Source organism: Pseudomonas sp. RGM2987, assembly GCF_022952855.1.
GTDB lineage: Bacteria > Pseudomonadota > Gammaproteobacteria > Pseudomonadales > Pseudomonadaceae > Aquipseudomonas.
This window is the reverse complement of the sequence record NZ_JALJDX010000214.1, coordinates 24,981-48,289: the sequence shown is the minus strand read 5'-3', so window position 1 is coordinate 48,289 and position 23,309 is coordinate 24,981. Positions and strand designations below refer to the sequence as shown.

At 59.2% G+C, this 23,309-nt stretch carries 23 protein-coding genes and 1 pseudogene; 14 read left to right on the top strand and 10 right to left on the bottom strand.

All coding sequences use genetic code 11. The annotated features are described in order from the left end of the window. Positions 1 to 3: 3 nt before the first annotated feature. Complete coding sequence (locus tag RGM2987_RS20825) at positions 4 to 1,110, bottom strand: ABC transporter substrate-binding protein (protein WP_245144709.1); 1,107 nt, start codon at positions 1,108 to 1,110, stop codon at positions 4 to 6. Positions 1,111 to 1,235: 125 nt separating this feature from the next. On the opposite strand from RGM2987_RS20825, the pseudogene RGM2987_RS20820 reads away from it, so the two are divergent. After that, positions 1,236 to 1,385: pseudogene (locus RGM2987_RS20820) on the top strand (alpha/beta hydrolase); the annotation flags it as partial. Between the two features lie 56 nt (positions 1,386 to 1,441). Here RGM2987_RS20820 and RGM2987_RS20815 read toward each other — a convergent pair. Then, positions 1,442 to 2,347: a LysR family transcriptional regulator gene (locus RGM2987_RS20815; RefSeq protein ID WP_245144708.1), complete on the bottom strand. Its 906-nt coding sequence runs from the start codon at positions 2,345 to 2,347 to the stop codon at positions 1,442 to 1,444. 89 nt (positions 2,348 to 2,436) lie between these two features. Here RGM2987_RS20815 and RGM2987_RS20810 point away from each other — a divergent pair, with 89 nt between their 5' ends. Together RGM2987_RS20810 and RGM2987_RS20805 are read left to right on the top strand one after the other, a co-directional pair. Next, positions 2,437 to 3,450, top strand: a complete 1,014-nt coding sequence (locus tag RGM2987_RS20810) for an NADP-dependent oxidoreductase (protein ID WP_245144707.1) — start codon at positions 2,437 to 2,439, stop codon at positions 3,448 to 3,450. A 112-nt stretch (positions 3,451 to 3,562) separates the two neighbouring features. Continuing rightward, positions 3,563 to 4,108, top strand: coding sequence for a hypothetical protein (locus tag RGM2987_RS20805; RefSeq protein WP_245144706.1), 546 nt, complete (start codon positions 3,563 to 3,565; stop codon positions 4,106 to 4,108). Positions 4,109 to 4,153: 45 nt separating this feature from the next. On the opposite strand, the gene RGM2987_RS20800 is transcribed toward RGM2987_RS20805, so the two are convergent. Both RGM2987_RS20800 and RGM2987_RS20795 read right to left on the bottom strand, forming a co-directional pair. Then, a complete protein-coding gene (locus RGM2987_RS20800) occupies positions 4,154 to 4,789 on the bottom strand; it encodes a hypothetical protein (RefSeq protein ID WP_245144705.1) in 636 nt (211 codons plus the stop codon). A gap of 191 nt (positions 4,790 to 4,980) precedes the next feature. Next, on the bottom strand, positions 4,981 to 5,985 hold the full coding sequence (locus tag RGM2987_RS20795) for an NAD(P)-dependent oxidoreductase (RefSeq protein WP_245144704.1): 1,005 nt from the start codon (positions 5,983 to 5,985) through the stop codon (positions 4,981 to 4,983). 104 nt (positions 5,986 to 6,089) lie between these two features. On the opposite strand from RGM2987_RS20795, the gene RGM2987_RS20790 reads away from it, so the two are divergent. After that, positions 6,090 to 6,701 (top strand): TetR/AcrR family transcriptional regulator, encoded by a 612-nt coding sequence (locus tag RGM2987_RS20790; RefSeq protein ID WP_245144703.1) that lies wholly within the window; start codon positions 6,090 to 6,092, stop codon positions 6,699 to 6,701. A 68-nt stretch (positions 6,702 to 6,769) separates the two neighbouring features. Here RGM2987_RS20790 and RGM2987_RS20785 read toward each other — a convergent pair whose 3' ends face one another. Both RGM2987_RS20785 and RGM2987_RS20780 read right to left on the bottom strand, forming a co-directional pair. Further along, positions 6,770 to 7,150: a c-type cytochrome gene (locus RGM2987_RS20785; protein WP_245144702.1), complete on the bottom strand. Its 381-nt coding sequence runs from the start codon at positions 7,148 to 7,150 to the stop codon at positions 6,770 to 6,772. 57 nt (positions 7,151 to 7,207) lie between these two features. Next, on the bottom strand, positions 7,208 to 8,215 hold the full coding sequence (locus RGM2987_RS20780; protein WP_245144701.1) for a helix-turn-helix domain-containing protein: 1,008 nt from the start codon (positions 8,213 to 8,215) through the stop codon (positions 7,208 to 7,210). A 127-nt stretch (positions 8,216 to 8,342) separates the two neighbouring features. Between RGM2987_RS20780 and RGM2987_RS20775 the strand changes: the two genes are divergently transcribed. The 3 genes from RGM2987_RS20775 to RGM2987_RS20765 all read left to right on the top strand — a co-directional run bounded on the left by RGM2987_RS20775 (position 8,343) and on the right by RGM2987_RS20765 (position 13,096). Further along, the gene (locus RGM2987_RS20775; protein ID WP_245144700.1) at positions 8,343 to 9,569 is read left to right on the top strand and encodes an acyl-CoA dehydrogenase family protein; all 1,227 of its coding nucleotides are present in this window, start codon (positions 8,343 to 8,345) and stop codon (positions 9,567 to 9,569) included. 122 nt (positions 9,570 to 9,691) lie between these two features. Further along, positions 9,692 to 10,132 (top strand): hypothetical protein, encoded by a 441-nt coding sequence (locus RGM2987_RS20770; protein WP_245144699.1) that lies wholly within the window; start codon positions 9,692 to 9,694, stop codon positions 10,130 to 10,132. Between the two features lie 33 nt (positions 10,133 to 10,165). Further along, positions 10,166 to 13,096, top strand: a complete 2,931-nt coding sequence (locus tag RGM2987_RS20765; protein ID WP_245144698.1) for a DUF4132 domain-containing protein — start codon at positions 10,166 to 10,168, stop codon at positions 13,094 to 13,096. Between the two features lie 107 nt (positions 13,097 to 13,203). Here RGM2987_RS20765 and RGM2987_RS20760 read toward each other — a convergent pair whose 3' ends face one another. From RGM2987_RS20760 to RGM2987_RS20750, 3 genes are all read right to left on the bottom strand, one after another. Then, positions 13,204 to 13,497 carry a type II toxin-antitoxin system RelE/ParE family toxin gene (locus RGM2987_RS20760; RefSeq protein ID WP_348529648.1) on the bottom strand — a complete coding sequence of 98 codons (294 nt, stop codon included), beginning with the start codon at positions 13,495 to 13,497 and terminating at the stop codon, positions 13,204 to 13,206. Further along, positions 13,485 to 13,757 (bottom strand): CopG family ribbon-helix-helix protein, encoded by a 273-nt coding sequence (locus RGM2987_RS20755; protein ID WP_245144697.1) that lies wholly within the window; start codon positions 13,755 to 13,757, stop codon positions 13,485 to 13,487. The genes RGM2987_RS20760 and RGM2987_RS20755 overlap by 13 nt, the downstream gene beginning before the upstream one ends. A 69-nt stretch (positions 13,758 to 13,826) precedes the next feature. After that, a complete protein-coding gene (locus RGM2987_RS20750; protein WP_245144696.1) occupies positions 13,827 to 15,683 on the bottom strand; it encodes an ABC transporter ATP-binding protein in 1,857 nt (618 codons plus the stop codon). Between the two features lie 315 nt (positions 15,684 to 15,998). Here RGM2987_RS20750 and RGM2987_RS20745 point away from each other — a divergent pair, with 315 nt between their 5' ends. From RGM2987_RS20745 to RGM2987_RS20735, 3 genes are all read left to right on the top strand, one after another. Then, the gene (locus RGM2987_RS20745; protein WP_245144695.1) at positions 15,999 to 16,469 is read left to right on the top strand and encodes an arsenate reductase ArsC; all 471 of its coding nucleotides are present in this window, start codon (positions 15,999 to 16,001) and stop codon (positions 16,467 to 16,469) included. 43 nt (positions 16,470 to 16,512) lie between these two features. After that, the gene (gene arsH / locus RGM2987_RS20740; protein ID WP_245144694.1) at positions 16,513 to 17,226 is read left to right on the top strand and encodes an arsenical resistance protein ArsH; all 714 of its coding nucleotides are present in this window, start codon (positions 16,513 to 16,515) and stop codon (positions 17,224 to 17,226) included. Positions 17,227 to 17,342: 116 nt separating this feature from the next. After that, the gene (locus RGM2987_RS20735; RefSeq protein WP_245144693.1) at positions 17,343 to 17,750 is read left to right on the top strand and encodes a hypothetical protein; all 408 of its coding nucleotides are present in this window, start codon (positions 17,343 to 17,345) and stop codon (positions 17,748 to 17,750) included. A 155-nt stretch (positions 17,751 to 17,905) separates the two neighbouring features. Here the strand turns inward: RGM2987_RS20735 and RGM2987_RS20730 are convergent, their stop codons facing one another. Beyond that, positions 17,906 to 18,871: a LysR family transcriptional regulator gene (locus tag RGM2987_RS20730; RefSeq protein ID WP_245144692.1), complete on the bottom strand. Its 966-nt coding sequence runs from the start codon at positions 18,869 to 18,871 to the stop codon at positions 17,906 to 17,908. Positions 18,872 to 19,186: 315 nt separating this feature from the next. Between RGM2987_RS20730 and argH the strand changes: the two genes are divergently transcribed. The 4 genes from argH to RGM2987_RS20710 all read left to right on the top strand — a co-directional run bounded on the left by argH (position 19,187) and on the right by RGM2987_RS20710 (position 23,275). After that, a complete protein-coding gene (argH, locus tag RGM2987_RS20725) occupies positions 19,187 to 20,614 on the top strand; it encodes an argininosuccinate lyase (RefSeq protein WP_245144691.1) in 1,428 nt (475 codons plus the stop codon). A gap of 144 nt (positions 20,615 to 20,758) precedes the next feature. Beyond that, on the top strand, positions 20,759 to 21,637 hold the full coding sequence (locus RGM2987_RS20720; RefSeq protein WP_245144690.1) for an amino acid ABC transporter permease: 879 nt from the start codon (positions 20,759 to 20,761) through the stop codon (positions 21,635 to 21,637). A 10-nt stretch (positions 21,638 to 21,647) separates the two neighbouring features. Next, a complete protein-coding gene (locus tag RGM2987_RS20715; protein ID WP_127647236.1) occupies positions 21,648 to 22,412 on the top strand; it encodes an amino acid ABC transporter ATP-binding protein in 765 nt (254 codons plus the stop codon). A gap of 38 nt (positions 22,413 to 22,450) precedes the next feature. Then, positions 22,451 to 23,275 carry an ABC transporter substrate-binding protein gene (locus tag RGM2987_RS20710; RefSeq protein WP_245144689.1) on the top strand — a complete coding sequence of 275 codons (825 nt, stop codon included), beginning with the start codon at positions 22,451 to 22,453 and terminating at the stop codon, positions 23,273 to 23,275. The last annotated feature ends 34 nt before the right edge of the window (positions 23,276 to 23,309 follow it).

Below are 23,309 nucleotides of genomic sequence, written 5' to 3'. Positions count from 1 at the left end.
CCGCTATTGCTTCGTCACCTCCGGCACAGGCGTCGGTGGCGCTGTATTGTGGGCGGCTGCGTCAATCATCGCCGCCACGGACGCCTGGTCGTAGGAGGGATTGGCGGCGCCGCCCGCCGGCATGGTGGCGAGCCAGGCGTCCAGGTCTTTCGCATCGATGCGCACCAGCGGCACCTCGACGAACTTCGGCACCTGCTTGCCCGCCAGAATCTGCTGGGCCACCCAAAACCCTACCTGCGAGACGCTCGGGGAGGCAGAGACCGAGACGGTCTCATAGCCATTGGCATCGCGCTCCTGTTTCCACAGGGCAAGTTCGTCCTGGCGGTTGCCCATCACGATGATCGGCAGGGGGCGCCCCGCCGCCTTGAACGCCATGGCCGCGCCATAACCATCGCCCCCTTGAGTCGCGACGGCATCAATACCGGGCAGCGACGGCAGCGCCAGCGCCACCTCCTTGCGGGCGACGGAAGCCGTCCAATTCCCGTACACGGTCTTGGCGAACTTCAGTCCTGGATAGTCGCTGGCGGCCTTGCGAATACCGTCGCTGATGTTTTGATCAGTGGCATCGCCGGCGATGCCGCGAATCTCCAACAGTGTGCCATTGCCCTTGAGCCGCTTGGCGATGTAGTCCATTTCCACGCGGCCCATCGCGGACCAGTTGTAGTCCACGGTATAGACGCAGCGCTCGGTGACGAGGCTGGCCATGACCACCACCACGATGCCGGCGTTACAGGCATCGCGGATCACCCCATTGAGGGCCGTGTCGGACGCGGCCAGGATGACGATGGCGTTCACCCCCTGGACGATCAACTCCTGTATATGGGCCGCTTGTTCCGACGCTGAGTTATTGGCGCTGACCACCGGAGCCTCGCGGACCAAGCCATCCTTTTGCGCCTGGGTCGCAATCTCCTGCCAGTTGCGCACCATCACCTTGCGAAAGTCGCTGCCTGCGTAGGAATTGCTGAAGGCAATGCTCTGGCTGGCGGTAGGACCACGGGCGACGCCGTCGTCAGCCGCTTGGGCAGGATGGGAGGTAATCATCGCCAGCCAGGCCATACAACCTGCGAAGCGCCACAAGATTTTGTAATTGGACCGGGCCTGAAGACGCATGTGGACTCCTTTCCTTGACGGCTGACAATTGAAAACCAATACAATACCTGCTGTAACGATGAGCATAGTCATAATTCCGGCCTCATCGCCGCCGGTTTTGCCCACGCTGCGAACGTCAAACCCACAAGGATAAGAACATCCCGCCTCAAGCCATGGCGTTCATGGCCGAGCGTGCGCACTCCAAACAGACCGTGGTGGTGAAAGGTGCTTCCCACGTGGTGATGGTTTCCAACCCGAAGGTGGTGGCCAGCCTGATCGAGAAAGCCGCGCAGTAATTCAATCGGCACAACCCAGGGCCCGCACATGCGGGCCTTTTGTCTTGTCGCTGCGCTCAATCATGCAGCTCGATCAGCATCTCCAGAAATGCGCGCACCGCAGGATTGGTGCGACGACTCTCAGGCCAAACAGCCGTGATGTTGTGCCGCTCCACGGCGAACTCAGACAATACCGGTATCAGCTCATGACGCTGCACCCTGGGAGCCGCCATGAAACTCGCGGCGATTCCTATGCCCGCGCCCGCTGCCATTGCCGCCAGGACGGCCTCGCTTGCATCAACGATGACAGGCGATGACGGCAGGATCTCGACTTCTTTGTCCCCGATACGAAACGGCCAGCGTAAAGCCTTGCCGGAGCTCTGATAGCGCAGGTTTACCGTTTCGTGCCCCACCAGCTCATCCGGATGCTGAGGGGTACCGCACCTGGCCAGATACTCAGGTGAGGCGTAACAACCGAGGGTGTACGGCAGGAGTCGGCGAGACAGAAGCGAGGAATCCGCAAGCTCGCCGATTCGTATCGCAAGGTCTATGCGTTCCTCGACCAGGTCCACGATCTGGTCGCTCAGGCGCAAGTCGATCAGCACCTTGGGGTGGCGTTTACGAAACGCCGTGATGAGCGGCGCAATCAGGTGCAACCCAATCGGGAGTGGCGCTGCAATCCGTAACGTGCCAGCCGGCTCCGAGCGTGCGGATTTTGCCACCTGCTCGATTTCTTCTGCCTGTCGCAGCAACTGCAACGCGCGTTCATGAAGGTCGCGACCTTCAGGCGTGAGGGTGAGTGAGCGTGTGGTGCGCGTGAACAGGGAAACACCAAAATGACGCTCCAACCGCTGGATGCTCTTGCTGATCGCCGAGGGCGAAACCGATAGCGAGCGGGCTGCCGCCCTGTAGCTACCCAGGGAGCCCGCGCGGGCAAATGCAATCAGCCCGCTGAGTCGTTCGAATCCAATTGGTTCCTTCATGGCACCATTGAAACGAGTTCCAGCCCCATTATCAACCTGCCAGGCAAGGCTTACGCTAAGTCGTACTTATCAATCTGAACGAGGTGGTGATGAACGACACAATGAAAGCCGTGCGATTGCACGAATTTGGTGGCCCTCAGGTCCTGCGTTATGAAGATGCGCCCAGACCCAGCGCACAACGCGGCGAAGTACTCGTCCGCGTCCATGCAGCCGGTCTCAATCCGCCTGATCTCTATCTGCGAGAAGGCTACCGGGCACTCCCCCCTGAATGGCGACCCAACCCAACGTTTCCGTTGATCTTGGGCACTGACGTATCTGGGGAGGTTGCGGCCATTGGCGACGGAGCGTCCAGGTTCCGCGTCGGCGATGAAGTCTATGCAATGGTGCGTTTTCCGAAGGACCTGATGACCGGCAGCGGCGCCTACGCTCAATACATATGCGTCCATGAGGACGAGTTGGCTTTGAAGCCAAAGGGCATTGACCACATCCAGGCCGCCGGTGCGCCCATGTCGCTGCTCACGGTCTGGCAGTTGCTGATTGACCTGGGCCATGACGAGCCGAATCCGTTCCAGTCGTTTCGGCATGCGCCGGTCCCGCTTGCCGGCAAGACCGTGCTGGTGAACGGTGCGGGAGGTGGCGTGGGGCATCTCGCGGTACAGGTTGCCAAATGGAAAGGCGCGCGCGTGATCGCGGTCGCTTCCGGCAAACACGAGCGCCTGCTTCGCGACCTGGGCGCCGAAGAGTTTATCGACCACACAAAGACAGCAGCCGAAGCAGCGGCCACGGATGTGGATCTGGTGATTGACGCTGTAGGTGGCGCGAACATGGAACGCTTCCTGAGCATCATCAAGCCCGGCGGCGCGCTCTTCCTGGTCAACCCGTTGGGGTTCTCGGGGAATGAAGAAGCCGCGGCCCTGGGGATCACGGTGTCCTCGACGCAGGTGCGCTCCAACGGTGCCCAACTGGCAGAAGCCGGTCGCCTGCTGGACGACGGTATTGTTCGCGTGGTGATCGATAGTACTTACGCGCTGGAATGGGCGTCGGATGCGCATCAGCGGGCTTCGCGCGGCAGTCTGCAGGGTAAGATTGTGCTTATTGTTTGAGGCGGTCGCTAGCGGGGACCCTGGAATTGCTGATCGAGGGCAATCCCTGCTTGATGGCTTAACGCTATCTATCGATAATCACGCCCTTCAAAAAAGCACATAAGGATTTGCTGTGAAGAAGCTCTACCTGGCTCTACCGTTCTGCGCATTGCTGCTACAAGGCTGCGGCGTGACCATGACCCGCTATGAACCAAGTTACCAAAACGTCCAGCAGCTCAAGCAAAACGCGCCGATGCAGGCTCTGCGTGAAGCGCAGGTGGATGCGGATTCAGGTCAAGGATCGTTGATGGTGCGCCTGAACCCGATTTCGTCACCTGCGGGCAGTGTGCCGCTACACATCCAGGCTGCGATCAACGATGAGCTGCGTCAGGCCGGTTTGTTGGACCCTCGTGCCGACCGCCAGCTGCAGGTTCAATTGGTCAAGAGCCAGCTCACCGCAGGCATGGGCACCGGCCATGGCGAACTGGCAGCACGATTCACGCTGCGTAAAGGTGACCAGGTCCTGTACGAGAGCACTAAAGACGTGCAGCGTGAATGGGACAGTAGCTTCTTCGGCCCGATCGCCATTCCGGCTGCCGCAAACAACTACAACCCGATGGTACTGGACCTGCTCAAGAGCCTGTACAGCGACCCGCAGTTCACTCAGGCGTTGAAGTGATCAAAAAAAAAAGAGCCGCGATTGCGGCTCTTTTTTTATCGGCTGTCAGCCCCGAGGAATGCGGGCGTCGATAGCGGAGTATTTCATGCGGTTGTTGTCGACCCAGTTCTTCAACAGCGCATTGACCTGCCGGTTGAAAGTATCGGTGACGGCAGCCTTGGGCGTATTACCGGCCAGCGGCAGGAACCAGATGCCGATCCACGTGTTGATCGCATCATGGTTGCTGTTCTTGCTCAACGGCTGACCATGCTCGTCCAGGGTTTCCAGGCTCATAGTGTACTGGTCGGTTCCCAGCGCCGGAATAATCGTGAAAGTAAGGCCACTGATGAATGCCATGACCATTTGCCCACCACCTGGTGCATGGTTATAGACTTTCAACCGAAGGTTGTAGTCGCCCGGTTGCTTCTGGAACTCGTCGAACACCACGCGCCCAAAAAGCCCTGATTCGTCGAAGGCTCGCTTCAGGTCCGGCTTGAGCATATCTCGAGCCTGCGGCACCTCGGTAGCCTTGGCATTGTCGGGGTCGCCCTGATAGAAATCGAAGTCGACATAGACGTTCGGCTTGTTCGAGTAACTGGCCATTGAAGGCAGGTTCACGGGGGCTACTTCATCTTTGGTGAAACTGGCGCAACCACTGAGGCTCAAGGCCAAGGCGAGGCCCAAGGCTTTTCCAAATTGCATATCGACTTCCTTGCGTAGTTTCTACAGGCCGCTCACAGAGAGGGGTGTGGATTCTAACGGGAATCGATTGAAATCAAAAGGCCATCACTCAAGACCCACATCCATGCCTTCAAATACCTTAGATAGCCAGTTACGAAAAAGGGCGGCTAAGAGATCCGCCCAGGAGAGCACCGAAGTCGAAGTAATGCCGTCTACACTGGCAACTCGCGCAGCGCTCCCCCTTCCCGTTCAAGACGCTCCAGATACGCGACGTCGTCCAGCAATTGATAAGGAAAATAAAGCCCCGGCGCAGTAGGCGCACGCTCGTCCAACCCGAGCAACCGCTCCAGGATCATCGCGACGCTGAGGCCGGTCAGCGGCGCGGTGCCGGCGGGATGAACCACCGCGTGGCGTGTGCGCAACGCTTCGCCATTTTTGCCCTCACCCGCCAGCTCGATGATGATTTCAGTGGACATGGGCTCGCCCCGGCGACGGCTGGAGCTGGTCCCGATAGCCATGTTGAACTGCACGTCAGCCGCACCCGTGGCTGCCGCCAGCCCGACGACGTCTATGGAGGAAAAGCCGCTGGCTTCGATCTCCCTGCCGTCCACTGCACGAAAAGTGGCCTTGGCGCCCTCTCCTTCACGCCAGATGTACACCCCGTCGCGGCGGGTCATGGCAGCGGGGAGCATTTTGTTCAGATGTTCAAAGTCGCTGGCAACAGTCGGTCCCCCGGTGTCCTGTTCATCGATCAGCGCGCCGATCTTGATGTCGCGTACCCGAGAATAGGCCTTGGCGATATTCAGCGTCGCCACGGTGGTCGCGCCAGCCATCCATTCGTATCCGAGGACGATAGGCGCCGCATTTGGCTGGTGCATGAAGGTCGCGATTTCCGGGGCGATCTCAAAAATCCCGGAGGATATGCTCAGATGCGGCACGCCCCGCATCTGGGCGAAGCGCAGCCCTGCGAGGGCATGGTCCATGTAAAACACCACCACGCCGCTGACTGGGCGATCGCCGAGTCCGAGGTCGTTGGCAGAGGTGTCCACCAGCACGCCCTGCGCCCCGCCGATTTGCTCGGCGACGCGTTGGGCCTTGGCGAGGTCGCGGCCGCCGATCAGCAACGGTACGTCGGGGTAGCCCGCCCGCAGCGCCCGGGCGCTGTGATGGGCGATGGCGCCAGTGCCGCCCATGAACAAGATAGGATTAACAGACATAAGTGTGTTCTCCTTGAGGGGAATTAACCTACTCTTGGTAGGTGACAATCAACATACACCCGATAAACCTACCGATGGTAGGTTTATCGGGCTGGAGCGACGAAATGCCTAAAACTCCCGAACCCCTTACCCCGACGCGCCGACTCTCGAAAGCCGAACGACGCAGCCAGCTACTCGATACGGCATTACTGATCGTGCGCGAGGAAGGCGCTGACCGCCTGACCCTCGGCCATCTGGCTGTTCGCGCCGGTGTGTCCAAACCGGTGGTCTACGACCATTTCGAGACCCGGTCGGTCCTGTTGATCGAGCTTTACCGGTGGATCGATACCGAACGGGTCAATGCCTTCCGTGACGCGATGACCGGAACTGCCCGGAACCTGGAAGAAACCGCCCAGCTACTGGCCAGCACCTACATTGAATGTGCAGCGGACCACACCGATGAGTTCTTTGCAGTCGGCGCGGCCTTGGCGGGAAGTGAGGAGAAAGCGGCAGTTTTCCAGGAGCTGCTGGATCACTGTGTGCAGATGTTTGTCAGCGTGCTCAAGCCTCACGCGACCTTGCCTGTGGCTGAGTTGGAAAGCCGCTGTACCGGCCTGGTGGGTGCCGGTGAAGCACTTGCAGGGGCGTTGGCACGGGGGCGATATCGCCAGGAAGTAGCAATCAGCGCATTTGCCTCCTTGATCAAGGGGGCTTTAGGTGATGTTGATCCTGGCTGACAACGAAGGGGCTGTTCAGAACACTCTTGGTTATTCTTGTTTTCGCCAGATCGGCCTTGTACCACTGCTCATTTCTTAAAAATGACGCCGTTCATGTACTGATTCAGATCGCGAAAATCCTGAACCCTCCAAGCGTAAGGCTCCAGCTTCACGCCGTTCTCTTTCAGGGTTTTGGGGATCAAATCTCCATTGGGTCGAAGAATGATCGACGAGACAATAACGCCGGGATAATCACTCAGGCGTTTTTTGAAGGCGGCGCTTGTAAGGTCAGGAGCAGGAGGAGTGCTTTTATGGGCCAACGGTCCTGTTCCCTTGATGTCTGCGCCGTGGCACATCGCACATCGCTGTTGGTACAGGTTCTTTCCATTCGCGTTGTCCGCGATGGATGGCGCTATTTGAGCGAACGATAATATTGCTGGCAAAACAATGAATAACAGCTTCCTTTTCAAGCAATCTCTCTCCGTGAGTCAGAACCGAATACAAGTCCGCTGTGGCTTATAGACGGGTCAATGGCGCAAATCAAGATCGGCGTTGGGCAATTGAAATCTGGCTCGATAAGCCCCCGGGGTGAAGCCCACGCGCTCGCGAAACAATCGGGTAAACGAACTGAGGTCGCTATAGCCTACGTACTGAGCAATTCGCTCGGTGCTCAGGTCCCCTGCTTCGAGTAATGCCCGCGCCGTATCGATGCGCAAGTTCTGCAGATAGGTCAGCGGCGACTGCTCGAGCGCCTTGTTGAAACGGCGTATCAGAGTACGTTCACTCACGGCCAGTTGCGTCGCCAGGTCCTTCATGCGTATCGGTTCAGCGAGATGATCCTGCAACCACTTCTGCGCCCTTTGGATCAAAGGGTCGTTGTGGGTGCTGTCGGCGATCAGCGGTTGCAAGGGTGTCTGGGTCGTCTGGGTCAGATCGATCAGCATGCTGCGGGCACACTGCATCGCTATGGCCTTGCCCGCAAACTGCTTGAGCACATGCACCGACTGCAACAGAAAGGTCGCATGTGCACCGCCACACACCAGCCGCTCGGCCTCAGTGACCAAAGGGCGCATCTGTAGGTCGACCTTCGGGAATCGCTCGCGAAAGTGCTCCTCCAGCCACCATGTGGTGGTTGCGATACGGCCGTCAAGCAACCCTGTGTCCGCGAGCAAGAACGTGCCCGTGCAATTGGCGCAAAGCCACGCACCCTGCTCCCACTGCTTGATCAGCCACTTGCGAACCACAATCTGGCTATCAAGAAACTGGCAGAAAAGCCGCCAGCCCCGGTAATGCAGGCTGGGAATCAAGACCAGGTCGTAAATCCGATCACGGGGCAAGGGCCGCATCGAAAGCTCAAGCCCGTTGCTTGTGCGGACCGCCAACCCACTCTGCGATAAGAAATGCCACTCAAACAGCCCGGCCGACGGCATGCCCTGCTTGGACATATGCGCATTGGCGACCTGAAGCATGTCGGCAAAGCCGCCAATGACGGAAGCATATGAGTCGTCAAATCCGAGAATCGCAACGGTAGGCATGGCGGTATCGTTCCAGGAAAGTTTGGCGATATTCGCATATTTACAGTCGTTATTGCCTATTACCGCATCCCAACCGTCTCTCTAGAGTTCTCGGCACATCATTTTTTCGGATTGCGGACGACAAACCATGACTCAAACAACCATTGCGCGGTATCAGGACACGCTCTATCACGACCTCGCTACACCGGAGGAAATCCTTGCCATCCGCCGGGAAGTCCGGCGCTTCGCCGATGAACATGTCGCACCGGCGGCGTATGCCATTGGCCACACCGAAGAGTCCGTGGGTGCTTTTCCGCGCGAGCTGTTCGCCAAGATGGCACAGGCAGGTTTGTTCGCCATTCCCTTTGCGGCCGAGGTTGGCGGCCGTGGACTCCAGTACCCCTGCACGGCCACCGCTGTGATGATCGAGGAGCTGGCTTACCATTCGAACTCAGTCGCGGCCATTGTCGATGTGCATTGCATCCTGGCGGGTAACGCGCTGAAACACGGCTCGGATTCAATCAGGGAGCGTTATCTCACTCCATTGCTCAAGGGTGAGAAGATCGGCAGCTTTGCCACGACCGAACCCGACGCCAGTACCGACTTGAGCGTTAACGCCATGAGCACCCATGCCAGGCGGACCGAAACCGGCTATGTCATCAATGGCCGCAAGCGCTTCATCTCCAACGCCCCCGTCGCTGATTTTGTCGTAGTGCTCTGTGTGGATGCAGGGCGCATGACCGAATTGGTCGTCGAATTGGATTGGCCGGGCGTACGTGTGGGTGAGCCCGACAAGAAGATGGGCAACCATGGCCAACTGACGGCGGACATCTACTTCGATAACGTCGAGGTTCCACTGGAAAACGTCGTCGCAGAGCCGGGCCAAGGGCTCAAGATCGCCCTGCAAACACTGACCTACGGGCGCGTTGGAATTGCCGCGAGCGGAACCGGCATGGCCCAGGCCCTTTTCGATCTGAGCGTGGAACGACTCAAGAGCCGCCGGGCGTTTGGCAAGGTCATCGCTCAGTTCCAGCATTGGCAGTTCAAAATCGCCGAGCGTGCCACTGAAATCGAGAACGCCCGCAATCTCTACCTCAAGGCAGCGCTGCGCATGGATGAAGGCCACGCCTTCGCCGATCCGGAAGCGGCCATGGCCAAATGGTACGGGACCAATCTTGCCGGTGAGTTCGCCCGCGACGCCGTACAAATCTTCGGTGGCTATGGCTTCATGCGTGAACTCGCGGCAGACGGGTCTCACTACCGTGTGGAAGAAATCTACCGTGACTGCAAGATCGCCGAAATTTATGAGGGCACCAATGAGATCCAGAAGCTGGTGATCGCCCGCGGCATCTTCGGTAAAGACATTACGGGCTGATGGACTTGCCGGTCGACCTGTGAACCAGTTCTCTCGACTGGGCGAGTTATAAGAGCCGGGGCATATGGGACGATGTTACGCTACCCTTCCCCCCGGCTCGTCTGGCTTGCGAGGAATGCCCTATGGAATTGGTGGTTCATAGTTATTGCCTCAAAGGCGCGCGCCAGGAGCCTTTGCTTCCCCCTGTCACCGTGGCACCGACCTCATCGACGCTGACGGTCGCCGAGCTCATTCGCCTCACCGTTGCCGAGCAGATCGCCGCCCTCTCGGTGCAGCACTGGCTGGAACAGGTATCTGTGCGCGAGGTGCTTGATCGCCAGTACCTGAGCGAGCGGGACATTCGTCAGCAAGCCAGCGAAGGTGCAATCGTCATGCCGCAGGCCAGCGCCGCCCCAGAACTGGATGTCGGCGTTGAATGCGAACGAGCCCTGAAAGGCTTTGAAACCCGTGCATTCCGCGTTCTGCACAACGGCGTCATGCTGCAGAACCTGGATGACATCATCGAATTGAGTCCCCCGTCCACGCTTGCGTTTATCCGGCTGATGCCGCTGATTGGCGGTTGACCCTCGCCGTTCATTTCTCTTCGGAATCCCTCCATGCAAAAACGCCTTCCCGTGCCTGAACAAGCCACACGCCTCGCGGCACTGCGAGCATTCTGTGACAGAGCCCTGGACACCTATCCCGAGCTCAGCGGGTATGAGGAATACGAGCACGATTTCTGGGACGGCATCGACTTTCTGCGCATCGCCGATGACTGGTTCAGGCAGCATCCAGAGGAAGGCGCCAGGGCATTGGCGGACGGCTTTGTGTTCCCGATCGTCTGGGACGACCTGGAAGACCGCCGCGATCAGCAGCGCTACGGCCTGCAATATCGCCTCTGCGATGCGTGGATCACGGCTCACCCGGATGCCTATGCGCTGGAGCAAATCTGCGCGCGATTGCAGCACATGCTGCAATTTGCCTTCGAGGACAGCGACTATCCACTGCCCACTGACGACGACAGTCCCGCCTACTATCGACGAAGTCCGGTACACGCGTGGGCCTTCCCCGACATCCCGGCTTGTATCAACCGCCTGAGCAACTACCCGGCTACCCCGGCCTGGCAGACCTTCGCCGAATGGTTGCTGGACGGCAGCTGGAACCGAGTGCAGCCCCCGTCCTCGCCTGAAGAAGGGCAAAGGAAGGTGGCCGATGCGTATATCTACGTGCACCAGGACATCAGGCGGATCGCCCTGGGCCTGCTGGAAGCGGGCCGCCTCGATTACCCTCGCTTCGTTCGGGCGGCCAATACCTGGGGCCGCGCCATGATGTTCTACGCCGACGACGCCGGCCTCGACAGTGATGATGTGGACCTGAATCGGTATGCCGATGAAGCGTTCGACGAGGATGATTCAGACGACGAAGACCTTGACGACGAAGGCCTCGAGGAGGAGCAGCCCCAAAGCGAAGAGGCCCTTACTGAAGAACCGGCCGACACACCTCCTGAACTGGTGAATTTCACCGTCCGTTATGCCGAGGACGCCCTGGCTGGACTGCCCGATAACGCCGCGAAGCTGGCGGACACCTTCCGGTCGGTAGAGGTCTATCAGACCCGCTGGGTGCTGCTGGCCCTGGCGGCCATCGAGCGACTGGGCATGACGCCGGAGACTTTCATCGCCGACTTCGGTGATTGCCCCGCGGTGCTCGAACGCTTCCTGCTGCTTCAGCAATTGCCCAAGAGCCAATCGGCAGAGCTGCTCGCCGCACTGACCGGATTTTCCAGAGATACCCTGCTGACTGCCCTGCCGTACGCCGGCGACGCCAGCCGAGTGGTACTCGATGCCCTCGGCTGGAGTGACCTGCAAGCCTTCCAGCGGGAATACTTGAACATTGCCCTCGCACCCCGGTCCGGTCGGGGCAGTGACCTGCCCAATACGCTGGATGAAACCGTGGGTGTGGTGGACCGCTACCTATTGGACAAGGCGCTGGCCGAGGCCGACCCGCAACACCTGCGTGAATACCTCGCCGCACTCAAACCCTCGCAGTGGGCGTTCCCCGAGACGCGTGCACTGCTCGACGCCTACCAGGGCATCGGCCGGCCGGCGCTGGAAAAGAAGCTGGCCCGCCACGCACAGGCGGCCATGCGCATTTATGGTGTACTGCCCGTCAAGGATGCGGACGACGTCCGCCAGCGCTATCTGATGCTCAAGAAACTGCACAAGGAGGTGCGCAAGTACGGCGCGCAACGCCAGGCCAACTCCCAGGCGGCGGTGCAGGCCGGGCTGGAAAACCTGGCGCGGGTCGCCGGCTATCCCTCGGCGATACGCCTGGAATGGGCCATGGAATCGCAGATCGCCGAATCCGCCCTGACGACGGCGACCATCGATGGCTACGACGTCACGCTGGTGATCGACGGCTTGTCGCCAGCGCTGCACATCAGCAAAGCCGCAAAGACGCTCAAGACCGCGCCACCGGCGATTCGCAAAAGCCCAGCCTTCGTCGCCCTGAAAGCGCAGCAGGCTCAGCTCAAGGAGCAGATTGCGCGCTTCTGCCGGACCCTGGAAGCGATGATGAGCAGCGGCGAAACCCTGGCGCTGGATGCCCTTGAACCGCTGTTGAAGATGCCCGCGGTTCGCCTGCTGCTGGAACAACTGATCGTGCAGACCGACGACGCGGCCCTGGGCTGGCTCGATAGCGCAACGCTGACCGTGACCGACCTTGAGGGCCGCCGGCACGCCATCGAAAAAAACCTGCGCATTGCCCACCCTTTTCACCTGTTCACGGCAGGCCAGCTTTCAGCCTGGCAGAAAGAAGTGGTCAGCCAACGCCGCGTGCAGCCGTTCAAGCAGGCCTTTCGCGAGCTGTACCTACTGACGCCTGCCGAGCGCGATACGCGCCTGTGGTCCAATCGATTTGTCGGCCACCGCCTGAAGGGCAAGATCGCCGCCCGGTTGCTGCAGGTCCGCAACTGGTCGACCTCAAGCGTCGAGGACGTCTATTACGAGAGCAAGGAGCATGGCATTTACGCCATGTTCAACTTCCTGGATACCGGCCATTACCTGTCGGAAACAGAACACTTCACCTTCGACACGATTGCGTTCTACCGCGACCGCAAAGCCCTGCCTCTGGATGAGGTGCCGCCGCTGCTGTTCTCGGAAGTCATGCGCGACGCCGACCTGCTGGTCTCTGTGGCCCATGCCGCAGACGGCTACAGCACCAGCAACGAAACCCTGCAACGCCGCGCAGAGCTGGTTGGCGAGTTGATTCAGGGAATGGGGCTGAAAAACGTCAGATGCGAAGGGCATTTTCTGCACGTTACCGGCCAGCGAGCGAACTACCGCATTCACCTGGGCAGCGCGGCCATCCACATCGAACCCGGCAACTACCTGTGCATCGTGCCTGCTGGCGGCAGCCCCAGCGAGTTCTACCTGCCGTTCGCCGACACCGACCGGAAAATGGCCGAAGTGCTGAGCAAGATGTTTTTGCTGCAGGATGACATGAACATCACCGACAGCCAGATACTGGAGCAGATACAGCGGGTGGGCTAAATCATCACTTTCTTGAATCGCCCGCCCATCTATTGATGGCTGGAACACCAAGTCGGCAGGTAGAAATCCTCCGGAAAAAGTGTTTGAGAAAATGAGTTCCTGATCTATCAGTAACCCGCCTCCCTCTGATGTCGGAACGCCAACAAGTACACGGCTTCTTCTGCCGGAACATAACGATAAAGCGCGACATAGCCCGCGTCACCAAAAGCAATGACCAGCTCACGCAATTCAGGTAACTCTATATAGGGCCGACCTATTTGAGGATCAGCCTCCAAGCGCAGCAACTGCTGCTCGATAGTTTGAGCAGCCCTACGCGTCACTTGCGGATCTTTTTCCAACAAGAAACGGCGGCAACGCTCCAACCCTTGCCCCGCACCTGCGGTGACAATCAGTCGTGGCACTTAGGAAGCTCCGACTCGTCCTCGGTTCCCCAGGTTCTAAGCCAGTCTCGGGTCTCGGCCCCGGTCAGGTGCTGACCTGACTCTTGATAGGCCTTCCAGGAGGCCAGCGCCTCTTGCTTGAAGTTTTCTCTCGCCTCCTCCCGCACTACATACTGAGAGAGGGCTTCGCGCATGATCCAGTGGGCCGAACGTTGCCGGGCATTCGCTAGCTGCTGAATGCGGTATTTCAGGTCCTCATCGATCTTAATCGACGTCGCCATGTTAGCCTCTCAATATTCAAAGGTATTACCTTTTAATACGTTAGCAACCATGCCAGCGCCTGTCCATCCCTACTCCACCGCCTCAACCACTCCGCGATCCTCTCCCAGGAACCCACCACTCTGATGCTGCCACAGCCGCGCATAGGTACCGTTTTTCGCCAGCAGTTCAGCGTGGGTTCCCTGCTCGATGATCCGTCCTTCATCCATGACGATGAGTCGGTCCATGGCGGCGATGGTTGACAGCCGATGGGCAATGGCGATGACCGTCTTGCCCTGCATCATCTCATCGAGGCTTTCCTGGATCGCCACTTCAACCTCCGAGTCCAGGGCGCTGGTGGCCTCGTCAAGCAACAGGATCGGGGCGTTCTTGAGCATCACCCGGGCGATGGCGATACGTTGGCGCTGGCCGCCCGAAAGCTTGATGCCGCGCTCACCGACCAGCGTGTCGTAGCCGCTATGGCCCTGGCGGTCGCTCAATTGGCTGATGAACCCGTCGGCCTGGGCGTTGGCCGCAGCCGTGCGGATGTCCGCGTCGGTCGCGTCCGGGCGACCGTAGGCGATGTTGTCGCGAATGGAGCGGTGCAGCAGCGAAGTGTCCTGAGTGACCATGCCGATGGCACTGCGCAGGCTGTCCTGGGTAACGCGGGCGATGTTCTGCCCGTCGATGCGAATCTCACCGCTGTCTACATCGTAGAAGCGCAGCAGCAGATTGATCAGCGTGGACTTGCCGGCACCGGAGCGACCCACCAGGCCGATTTTTTCCCCTGCTCGGATGTGCAGGCTCAACCCATCGAGCACCTGGCGTTCGCCGTTGTAGTTGAAGCTCACGTTGTCGAACGTGACCGCGCCGCCAGTGGGCACCAGTACGCCGGCGTTCGGCGCATCCTGGACTTTCGGCCCTCGGGTCAAGGTATCCATGCCATCCTGCACGGTGCCGATGTTCTCGAACAGCGACGTCATCTGCCACATGATCCAATGGGACATGCCGTTGATCCGCAACGCCATCGCGGTAATCGCCGCCACCGCACCCGTACCGACTTCTCCCAGGTGCCATAGCCACAGCGCGTAGCCGCCTGCGCCGATGATCAGCGCCACCACCAGCGCCTGGTTAACAATCTCGAACTGGCTGACCAGGCGCATCTGGCGAAAACCCGTCTGCTTGAAATCCTCCATCGCAGCACGGGCGAAGTGCGCTTCGCGTTTGGAGTGGGAGAACAGCTTCACGGTGGTGATGTTGGTGTAGGCGTCCGAGATACGTCCGGTCATCGACGACCGCGCGTTGGCCTGTTCCTGCCCTACCTGCCCGAGGCGCGGCACGAAATAGAGCATCGCCAGCCCGAACAAGGCGACCCAGGCTATGAACGGCAGTATCAGTTTGAGGGCGAAGCCACCGGCCAGGGCGATGATCGCGATGAAGTAAACGCCGATCCCGGGGGCGATTTCGATGACGGTAAACAGGACTTCGCGCACAGCCAAGGCCGTCTGCATCACCTTGGTCGTGACCCGGCCAGAAAACTCATCGGAAAAGAACGAAAGGCTTTGTCGCAGCATCAGCCGGTGGAAATCCCAGCGCAGCCGCAGCGGCAGATTGATCGCCAGGATCTGGTGCTGCACCATGGTGCGCAGTGCCACCAACCCGATGCTGGTGAGCAGCACGATGCCGATCCCCCACAGTACCCGACGCTCTTGCGCGCCTTGCGCCTCACCGCCTGTCTGCCAAGCTGCGAGCAGGTCGACCACCTGTCCCAGGAACGAAAACAACCAGGCCTCATAAATCGACACGGCGGCACTGAGCAGCGCCAGCGCGAGGATATAACCGCGAGCGCCTCGGGTGCAGGCCCACAAGAACCGCGCCAGGCCAACCGGTGGCGGCGGTGCTTCATCGGGCGGGAAAGGGTCGAGTCTTCGTTCAAACACACGAAGCATTGCGGCCTCCGAAAGGATAAAGGAGATAGATTCTGCCATTGAACGAGTGTTTTGAGGGGTTTGCGACGCGGGGGTTCAGAGCGATTGGCGTGTTTGCGCTTGGGCAGCAGGCCTGGTTCGCGCAATACCAGGAGGCAGGGAGACTTCCTATTCGCTTTACTGAATATACGGGAAATCGTATATTCATTTTTCCGTATGTGCAGCCCTGGTCATGAACCGGGCGTACAGCCATTCTCATTGCTGGAGCTGCCTATTCTCCCGCCGACCTACGCGCCCTGGCATTTGGCCTCAGCTTGCAGACCAAGGAATCCCCCAATGAAAGTCCTGTTCATGTGCACCCACAACAGCTGTCGCAGCATCCTTTGCGAGGCGATGTTCAATCATTTGGCACCGCAAGGCTTGGAGGCAGGCAGCTCGGGAAGCTTTCCCAGTGGACGTGTCAACGTACGCGCCTTGCAAACGCTGGCGGCGGCAGGTATTTCCACGGCTAACTTGAGTAGCAAGGCTTCAGACACTTTTCAAGACGCACCACCGGACATCGTCATTACCGTCTGCGATCGGGCGGCCGGTGAGGCCTGTCCAGTGTTTTTCGGACCTGCCCTGAAGGCGCATTGGGGCTTGGTCGATCCATCAGAAGCAACCGGATCCGAGGCCGACATTACTGCGGCGTTCGAGACTACCCTCGCTAAAATCCGGCAGCGCTTGAGCGCATTCTTCGCCTTGCCTCTCAAGACGATGAGCACCGACCAACTTCAAGCTGAGCTGAATCGTATCGGTACGCTTTGAAGCATCAAGCAAAGCCCTGCATGGCATGGCTGAAGGAGTTTGTATGCAAGACACATTGCCCAACGTACAGGTCGGTTTGATTGACATCCCCACCTTGGAGCAACTGAACCCGTCCACCCCGCGCCTCCATAAGCCGCGAATTCTTCTGCTGTATGGATCGACACGAGAACGCTCTTTCAGCCGTCTGGTCACCCAGGAAGCAGCGCGTCTGTTGGAAGAATTTGGGGCGGAAACGAAAATATTCGATCCTTCGGGCTTACCGCTGCCGGACGACGCTCCTGACACCCACCCCAAGGTTCAAGAACTGCGCGAATTGATGCAATGGTCGGAGGGACAAGTGTGGTGCTCTCCTGAGCGACACGGCTCCATGAGCGCGGTATTCAAGGCCCAGATCGACTGGGTTCCGCTGGCGCTGGGCGCCATACGGCCTACGCAGGGCAAGACCCTTGCCGTGATGCAAGTATGCGGCGGTTCGCAATCGTTCAACGTGGTCAATCAGCTACGGGGTCTGGGCCGATGGATGCGAATGTTCACCATCCCGAACCAGTCTTCGGTGGCCAAGGCGTTTACCGAGTTTGATGAATCAGGCCGCATGAAGCCATCAGCGTATTACGACCGATTGGTAGATGTGATGGAGGAACTCATGAAGTTCACACTGTTACTGCGTGATCGTCAGGAATATCTGGTGGACCGCTACTCGGAGCGCAAGGAAACGGCCGAGCAGTTGTCTTCCAGAGTGAATCAGCGCTCCATTTGATGCCATCGCAAATCCATATCAGTGGGAAGGGACAGTTCGCCCGCAAACATCTCGAGCCTCTTGGATCGGGATGAAAAGCCCTTACAATCGTCCTCCCCTTTATCTGGACTACCACCATGCCGCGTCTTCTTTCCCTGGCGTTGTTGTTCCTTACCGGCCAGGCCATGGCGTACCCAGCCCTTCCGGACACTGAGCTCTACACCCAAAAGACCACCGATTGCAGGGATGTCGACCTGGCCACCTGGCAGCACCCTGCCCGCACCGTGCTAGAGAAAAACGGCATCAAGCTGGAACGGGTGCAGTTGTGTAATGGTGGACGTTATCCGATCTTCCAGGGCGAAGTCCCGTACGATCCACAAGGTCAGACCAAAGACTTCTTCCTACCTTTGTACGAGCAATTGCGAAAGGCAAACGGCAAGTGGCCCTACGTATTGGTGGCCAGCAACTACGGGGAGATGGTGTACGTCAGCTATCCGCAGAGCGACTCGATCTCCCTGGATTATGAGAATTTCGAGGTGCCCTAGCGCTGGCCGATTATCCAGCGACCGATTCTTGATGGCAGACATTGCACTTATTGGGCGCAATGATCTTCGCGGCACTGGTGGAACGCCCCGAAGTTCGCCGTTAACTGCTCCATTGCCAGAGTTGAAGTTGCACGCCGGGAACGCCATTGTGAACTTCATTGTGACGCTTTCAAATCCACCCCAAGCGCTTGGGCGAATGCCTTGACCAGCGGGCTGCGAACCGTGTTGTGCCGCAAGATCAGGTTGAAAGGCGTGACGATACTAATCAAGTCCGGACGTACAGCGCGCATAAGGCCCTGCTCCACCATTGCGGCGGCGTAGTGTTGCGGTAAAAAGCCTACGAAACGGCCCGTCTTGACCAGCAGCGCAACTGCTTCCACCTGGGTCGCCGAGGCAGAAAAGCTGTCGTAACGGGCGAAATTCTGTTTATCTCGGTGAATCGCATAGCGATGGTTGACGCATTCATATTCCTTGAGCATCTCGCTATTGATCTGCGTCTCTGGCACATCGAATAACGGATGCCCCTGCGCGCAATAAACCAGCGAGCGCTCCTGGTACAAAGCGTAGTAGTCAAATTCCTCCCGCTGTTGGTAAACCGGGACGATCCCGGCCACTAGTCGGCCCTCTACCACCCCACGCTCCACTTCATCCAACTGCGACGCTTGAAGTTGCAGCCTTACTTTTGGCGATTCTTCGTTTATTCGTCTAAGGGCTGAAACTAACGGTGAGTCAGGGTCGGAAATAGTATTGTCAATCACTCCCACCCCAAGGTCGCCGACAAGTTCATTCTGAGCCGAACTAAGCCGGTCTCGAAAGTTGTCGACCGAGGCAAAAAGATCAATGGATGCCTGATACACCAACTTGCCTTCTTCGGTCAGGTGAAACCCCTCGCGGCCTCGGGTACACAAGCGCATGCCAATCCGGATCTCCAAATCGGAGATCTGTTTGCTGATCGCCGCCAATCCCACGTTCAGCTCGTTCTGCGCAGCGCTGAAACCTCCGGCCTCGACCACTGCCTTGAAGACTTTGAGCAGTTTGAAGTCCAGGCCGCTGAGCGCCAGCGGAGCCCGGTGAGGCGGTTTAGGCGGCGGGTTTCCGGAATTGGAAAGTGGGGTTTCCATAATGCTTATTTACCTCTGGCGCCCTATTCAACACTCTGTGCCCAACAACAAAAACAACGCTGGCTAATAATAATGATCACAGAAAACCAAGCTTGGCAACCGTTAATATTTTTCGCACCCAAGTGCCAACTCACTGATTTTTCGACATTAAAAGCTGACACTTTGATCAGCCCTTTCCGCTTCCAAACTGCGCTTGTCCCCTGCCCTTGATGACTAACTAAGCCGAGCCACGCCGGGTGGATTTCCACCGTCCAGGGGCGAAAGTTCCGGGCCAGGCACAACGCTTGAAGTTCGCTTTACCGAGAAGGAAAAAAAATGTCTCAAACCACTGATCGACTCTGGGGTGCACGTTTCAAAAGCGGCCCGTCCGAGGCACTGGCGGCCCTGTCGCGTTGCCCTGAGCGCTATTTTCGCCTGACCCCTTACGACCTCGCCGGGTCCAAGGCCCATGCCGGGGAACTGCAACGCGCCGGTCTGCTGAGCGAAGAAGAAACCCGGACCATGCTCGCCGCCCTGGACCAGATCGGTACCGACTTCGCTGCCGGTAGCATCGCCCCGACCCTGGACGACGAGGACGTCCATACCTTCATCGAGCGCCTGCTGACCGAGCGTCTCGGCGCCCTCGGCGGCAAGCTGCGTGCCGGGCGCTCGCGCAACGACCAGACTGCCAACGACCTGCGCCTGTTCCTGCGCGATCACGTCCGAACCCTGGCCGTCGAAGTGCTGGCCTTGCAACAAGCGCTGGTGACCCAGGCCGAACAACACGTCGAGAGTATTTGCCCGGGTTTCACCCACCTGCAGCAAGCGCAACCGATTGTCTTCGCTCATCACCTGCTGGCCCACGCCCAAGCGATGCTGCGCGACGTGCAACGCCTGGTGGATTGGGATGCGCGCACCTCGCTGTCGCCATTGGGCGCAGCAGCCATGGCCGGTTCCGCCATCGCTCGCCAGCCCGAGCATTCGGCCAGGGAAATGGGCTACAGCGGGGTGTGCGAGAACTCCATCGACGCCGTCGCCAGCCGCGACCACGTCGCCGAATTCCTGTTCATCGCCAGCATGCTCGGGATCAACATTTCCCGCCTCGCTGAAGAGTTTTGCTTGTGGTCGTCGCGGCAATTTCGCTGGGTCACGCTGGACGATGCCTACGCCACCGGCAGTTCGATCATGCCGCAGAAAAAGAACCCGGACATTGCCGAACTGGCGCGCGGCAAGGCCGGTCGCTTGATCGGTAACCTGACCGGCCTGTTGTCCACCCTCAAATCGCTGCCGCTGTCCTACAACCGCGACTTGAGCGAAGACAAAAGCGGCGTTCTGGACAGCGTCGACACGCTGCTACTGGTACTGCCGGCAATGGCCGGAATGGTTGCGACCATGCAGGTCAATGTCGAGGAACTGCGGCGTCAGGCGCCGCTGGGCTTCACCCTCGCCACCGAGGTCGCCGATTGGCTGGCCATGCGCGGTGTGCCGTTCAAGGAAGCCCACGAAATCACCGGTGCGCTGGTCAAGGCCTGTGAGCAACACGACATTGAATTGTGGGATGCCTCCCCGGCGCTGCTGGCCGAGATTGACCCGCGCCTGACGCCAGAAGTGCGCGAAAGCCTGACCCTGGAGGCAGCGATTGCCGCTCGCAGTGGCCATGGCGGCACCGCCCCGCAGCAGGTGCGTGAGCAGATCGGCCGCCTGAAAACCGCCCTCGCCGCGCAGCAGGAGTGGACCGAGGACTACCAGGGGTTCCGCCTCTGAATCAAACACTCCTGTGGGAGCGGGCTTGCTCGCGAAAGCGGTGGGTCAGGCAATCGAGTAGCGACTGATCGGACGCCTTCGCGAGCAAGCTCGCTCCCACAAGGACCAGGTGTTTGACCCGAATAAAGTGTACGGAGAACCAACATGAGCCAGACCCAGGCAGAACAACTCCAGGCGGAGCGCAAACTGGCGGAAAACCAGTTCGACATAACCCAGTACCAGCATGTGCCACGGCGCTATTACGGGCGCATCTTCTTCGCCACGGTGATCGTCGTTGCGCTGCTGGGCCTGGTGCGGGCCTTCGCCGAAGGCAAGATCGAATGGTCATACATCGGCCAGTTCCTCACCTCCCAGGCCATTCTGTGGGGCTTGTTCAACACCATCGTCATGGCCGTGCTGGCCATGGCGCTGGGGATCGTGTTCGGGGTGATCACCGCGATCATGCGCATGTCGGCCAACCCGGTCCTGCGCTACGTGGCGTTGACCTACACCTGGTTGTTCCGCGGTACGCCGCTGATCTTGCAACTGCTGTTGTGGTTCAACCTGGCGCTGATTTTCCCCACCATCGGCATTCCCGGTCTGTTCGAAATAGACACTGTGAGCCTGATGACGCCGTTCGTGGCGGCCCTGCTCGGCTTGAGCATCAACCAGGGCGCCTACACCGCCGAAGTGGTGCGCGCCGGCCTGCTGTCCGTGGACACTGGCCAGTACGAAGCCGCCAAGTCCATCGGCATGCCGCGCCTGCAAGCCCTGCGCCGGATCATCCTGCCGCAAGCCATGCGGATCATTATTCCGCCGGTGGGTAACGAGTTCATCGGCATGGTGAAGATGACGTCGCTGGCGAGCGTCATCCAGTATTCGGAACTGCTCTACAACGCCCAGAACATCTACTACGCCAACGCCCGGGTCATGGAGTTGCTGATCGTCGCGGGTATCTGGTACCTGGCTGCGGTCACGGTGCTGTCCTTTGGTCAAAGTCGTCTGGAGCGTCGTTTCGCTCGCGGCGCCGGCAAGCGTTCGTGAGGGAAGCGACATGAGAAGCATCGTCAAGGCCGTGAGCCTGAACAAATACTACGACCAGTACCACGCCCTCAAAGACATCAATATCGAAGTCGAGCAAGGAGAAGTGTTGTGCATCATCGGGCCGTCCGGCTCGGGCAAGAGCACCTTGCTGCGCTGCGTCAACCAACTGGAAAAGATCGACAAGGGCGGTCTGTGGGTCGACGGCGAACTGGTGGGTTACCGCGTGGTCGGCAACAAACTCCACGAGCTCAACGAGTCGCAGATCGCCCGGCAACGCCTGGCCACCGGCATGGTGTTCCAGCGCTTCAACCTGTTCCCGCACATGACAGTGCTGCAAAACATCATCGAAGGCCCCTGCCAGGTGCTCAAGCGCTCGCCCAAGGAAGCACACGAAGAAGCATTGGAGTTACTGGCGCGGGTCGGCCTGGCCGACAAACGCAACAGCTACCCGATCGAACTGTCGGGCGGCCAACAGCAACGGGTGGCGATCGCCCGCGCCCTGGCCATGCGACCCAAGCTGATGCTGTTCGATGAACCCACTTCGGCACTCGACCCGGAACTGGTCGGTGAGGTGCTGTCGGTAATGCGCGATCTGGCGCAGACCGGCATGACCATGATCGTCGTCACCCATGAACTGGGCTTCGCCCGCGAGGTTTCCAATCGCATGGTGTTCATGGACGGCGGGCAGATCGTGGAGGCTGGAAGCCCCGAAGAAATCCTAATAAGTCCACAAAACCCGCGCACCCAAAGCTTCATTTCTGCCGTTCGAACCTAAGCGCCGTCTGGCGCCACAACACTCATAAGAGAACGACCATGAAGAATTTCGTAATCCCAGCAGTACTCGCCGGCCTGATGGCTTCCAGCGTCAGCTTCGCCGCCGATTTACCCGCGAGCATCAAGGACAAGGGCGAGGTTGTCGTGGCGATCATGCCGAACTACCCGCCGATGGATTTCAAGGACCCGGCCACCAACACCTTGACCGGTCTGGACTATGACCTGGGCAATGCCCTGGCCGAACGCCTGGGCGTGAAGATCAAATGGCAGGAAACCGGCTTCGAACAGATGATCAACGCCCTGACCACCGACCGGGTGGACATGGTGCTATCGGGCATGACCGACACCGCCGAGCGCCAGGCCAGCGTGACGTTCGTCGACTACTTCACCAGCGGTCCGCAGTTCTACACCTTGCAGAAAAACAAGGACACCAACGACGTCACCGACCTGTGCGGCAAGAAAGTCGGCACCAGCCGCCGTACCACCTTTCCGGCGGAAATCGCCGAGTTCAGCAAGGCCAATTGTGAGGCGGCCGGCAAACCGGCCATCGTCGTGATCGGTACCGAAGGTTCGGCGGACGCCCGTGCACAGCTGCGCCAAAGCCGTATCGATGCGGCCATGCAGGGCAGCGAAACCTTGTCCTACCTCAAGACCCAGGAAAAGGACATGTACAAGAGCGTCGGCCAGCCGATTTCCGTGCAGTTCACCGGCCTTGGCGTGAGCAAGAAAAAGCCTGAGCTGAGCGAGGCTGTGAAAGTGGCATTGCAAAGCATGGTCGATGACGGCAGCTACCAGGCCATCTTGAAAAAGTGGGACCTGGAATTGGGTGCGATCAAGACAGTGACCATCAACGCCGGTAAATGACCAGGGCCGGGGTGTACGCAGAACCCGCAAACAC

Excerpts from the sequence above, each read along its gene's own strand:
- RGM2987_RS20825 (WP_245144709.1), bottom strand. The coding sequence starts at position 1,110 with ATGCGTCTTCAGGCCCGGTCCAATTACAAAATCTTGTGGCGCTTCGCA.
- RGM2987_RS20815 (WP_245144708.1), bottom strand. The coding sequence starts at position 2,347 with ATGAAGGAACCAATTGGATTCGAACGACTCAGCGGGCTGATTGCATTT.
- RGM2987_RS20810 (WP_245144707.1), top strand. The coding sequence starts at position 2,437 with ATGAACGACACAATGAAAGCCGTGCGATTGCACGAATTTGGTGGCCCT.
- RGM2987_RS20800 (WP_245144705.1), bottom strand. The coding sequence starts at position 4,789 with ATGCAATTTGGAAAAGCCTTGGGCCTCGCCTTGGCCTTGAGCCTCAGT.
- RGM2987_RS20795 (WP_245144704.1), bottom strand. The coding sequence starts at position 5,985 with ATGTCTGTTAATCCTATCTTGTTCATGGGCGGCACTGGCGCCATCGCC.
- RGM2987_RS20790 (WP_245144703.1), top strand. The coding sequence starts at position 6,090 with ATGCCTAAAACTCCCGAACCCCTTACCCCGACGCGCCGACTCTCGAAA.
- RGM2987_RS20780 (WP_245144701.1), bottom strand. The coding sequence starts at position 8,215 with ATGCCTACCGTTGCGATTCTCGGATTTGACGACTCATATGCTTCCGTC.
- RGM2987_RS20775 (WP_245144700.1), top strand. The coding sequence starts at position 8,343 with ATGACTCAAACAACCATTGCGCGGTATCAGGACACGCTCTATCACGAC.
- RGM2987_RS20770 (WP_245144699.1), top strand. The coding sequence starts at position 9,692 with ATGGAATTGGTGGTTCATAGTTATTGCCTCAAAGGCGCGCGCCAGGAG.
- RGM2987_RS20765 (WP_245144698.1), top strand. The coding sequence starts at position 10,166 with ATGCAAAAACGCCTTCCCGTGCCTGAACAAGCCACACGCCTCGCGGCA.
- RGM2987_RS20755 (WP_245144697.1), bottom strand. The coding sequence starts at position 13,757 with ATGGCGACGTCGATTAAGATCGATGAGGACCTGAAATACCGCATTCAG.
- RGM2987_RS20750 (WP_245144696.1), bottom strand. The coding sequence starts at position 15,683 with ATGCTTCGTGTGTTTGAACGAAGACTCGACCCTTTCCCGCCCGATGAA.
- RGM2987_RS20745 (WP_245144695.1), top strand. The coding sequence starts at position 15,999 with ATGAAAGTCCTGTTCATGTGCACCCACAACAGCTGTCGCAGCATCCTT.
- arsH (WP_245144694.1), top strand. The coding sequence starts at position 16,513 with ATGCAAGACACATTGCCCAACGTACAGGTCGGTTTGATTGACATCCCC.
- RGM2987_RS20735 (WP_245144693.1), top strand. The coding sequence starts at position 17,343 with ATGCCGCGTCTTCTTTCCCTGGCGTTGTTGTTCCTTACCGGCCAGGCC.
- RGM2987_RS20730 (WP_245144692.1), bottom strand. The coding sequence starts at position 18,871 with ATGGAAACCCCACTTTCCAATTCCGGAAACCCGCCGCCTAAACCGCCT.
- argH (WP_245144691.1), top strand. The coding sequence starts at position 19,187 with ATGTCTCAAACCACTGATCGACTCTGGGGTGCACGTTTCAAAAGCGGC.
- RGM2987_RS20720 (WP_245144690.1), top strand. The coding sequence starts at position 20,759 with ATGAGCCAGACCCAGGCAGAACAACTCCAGGCGGAGCGCAAACTGGCG.
- RGM2987_RS20715 (WP_127647236.1), top strand. The coding sequence starts at position 21,648 with ATGAGAAGCATCGTCAAGGCCGTGAGCCTGAACAAATACTACGACCAG.
- RGM2987_RS20710 (WP_245144689.1), top strand. The coding sequence starts at position 22,451 with ATGAAGAATTTCGTAATCCCAGCAGTACTCGCCGGCCTGATGGCTTCC.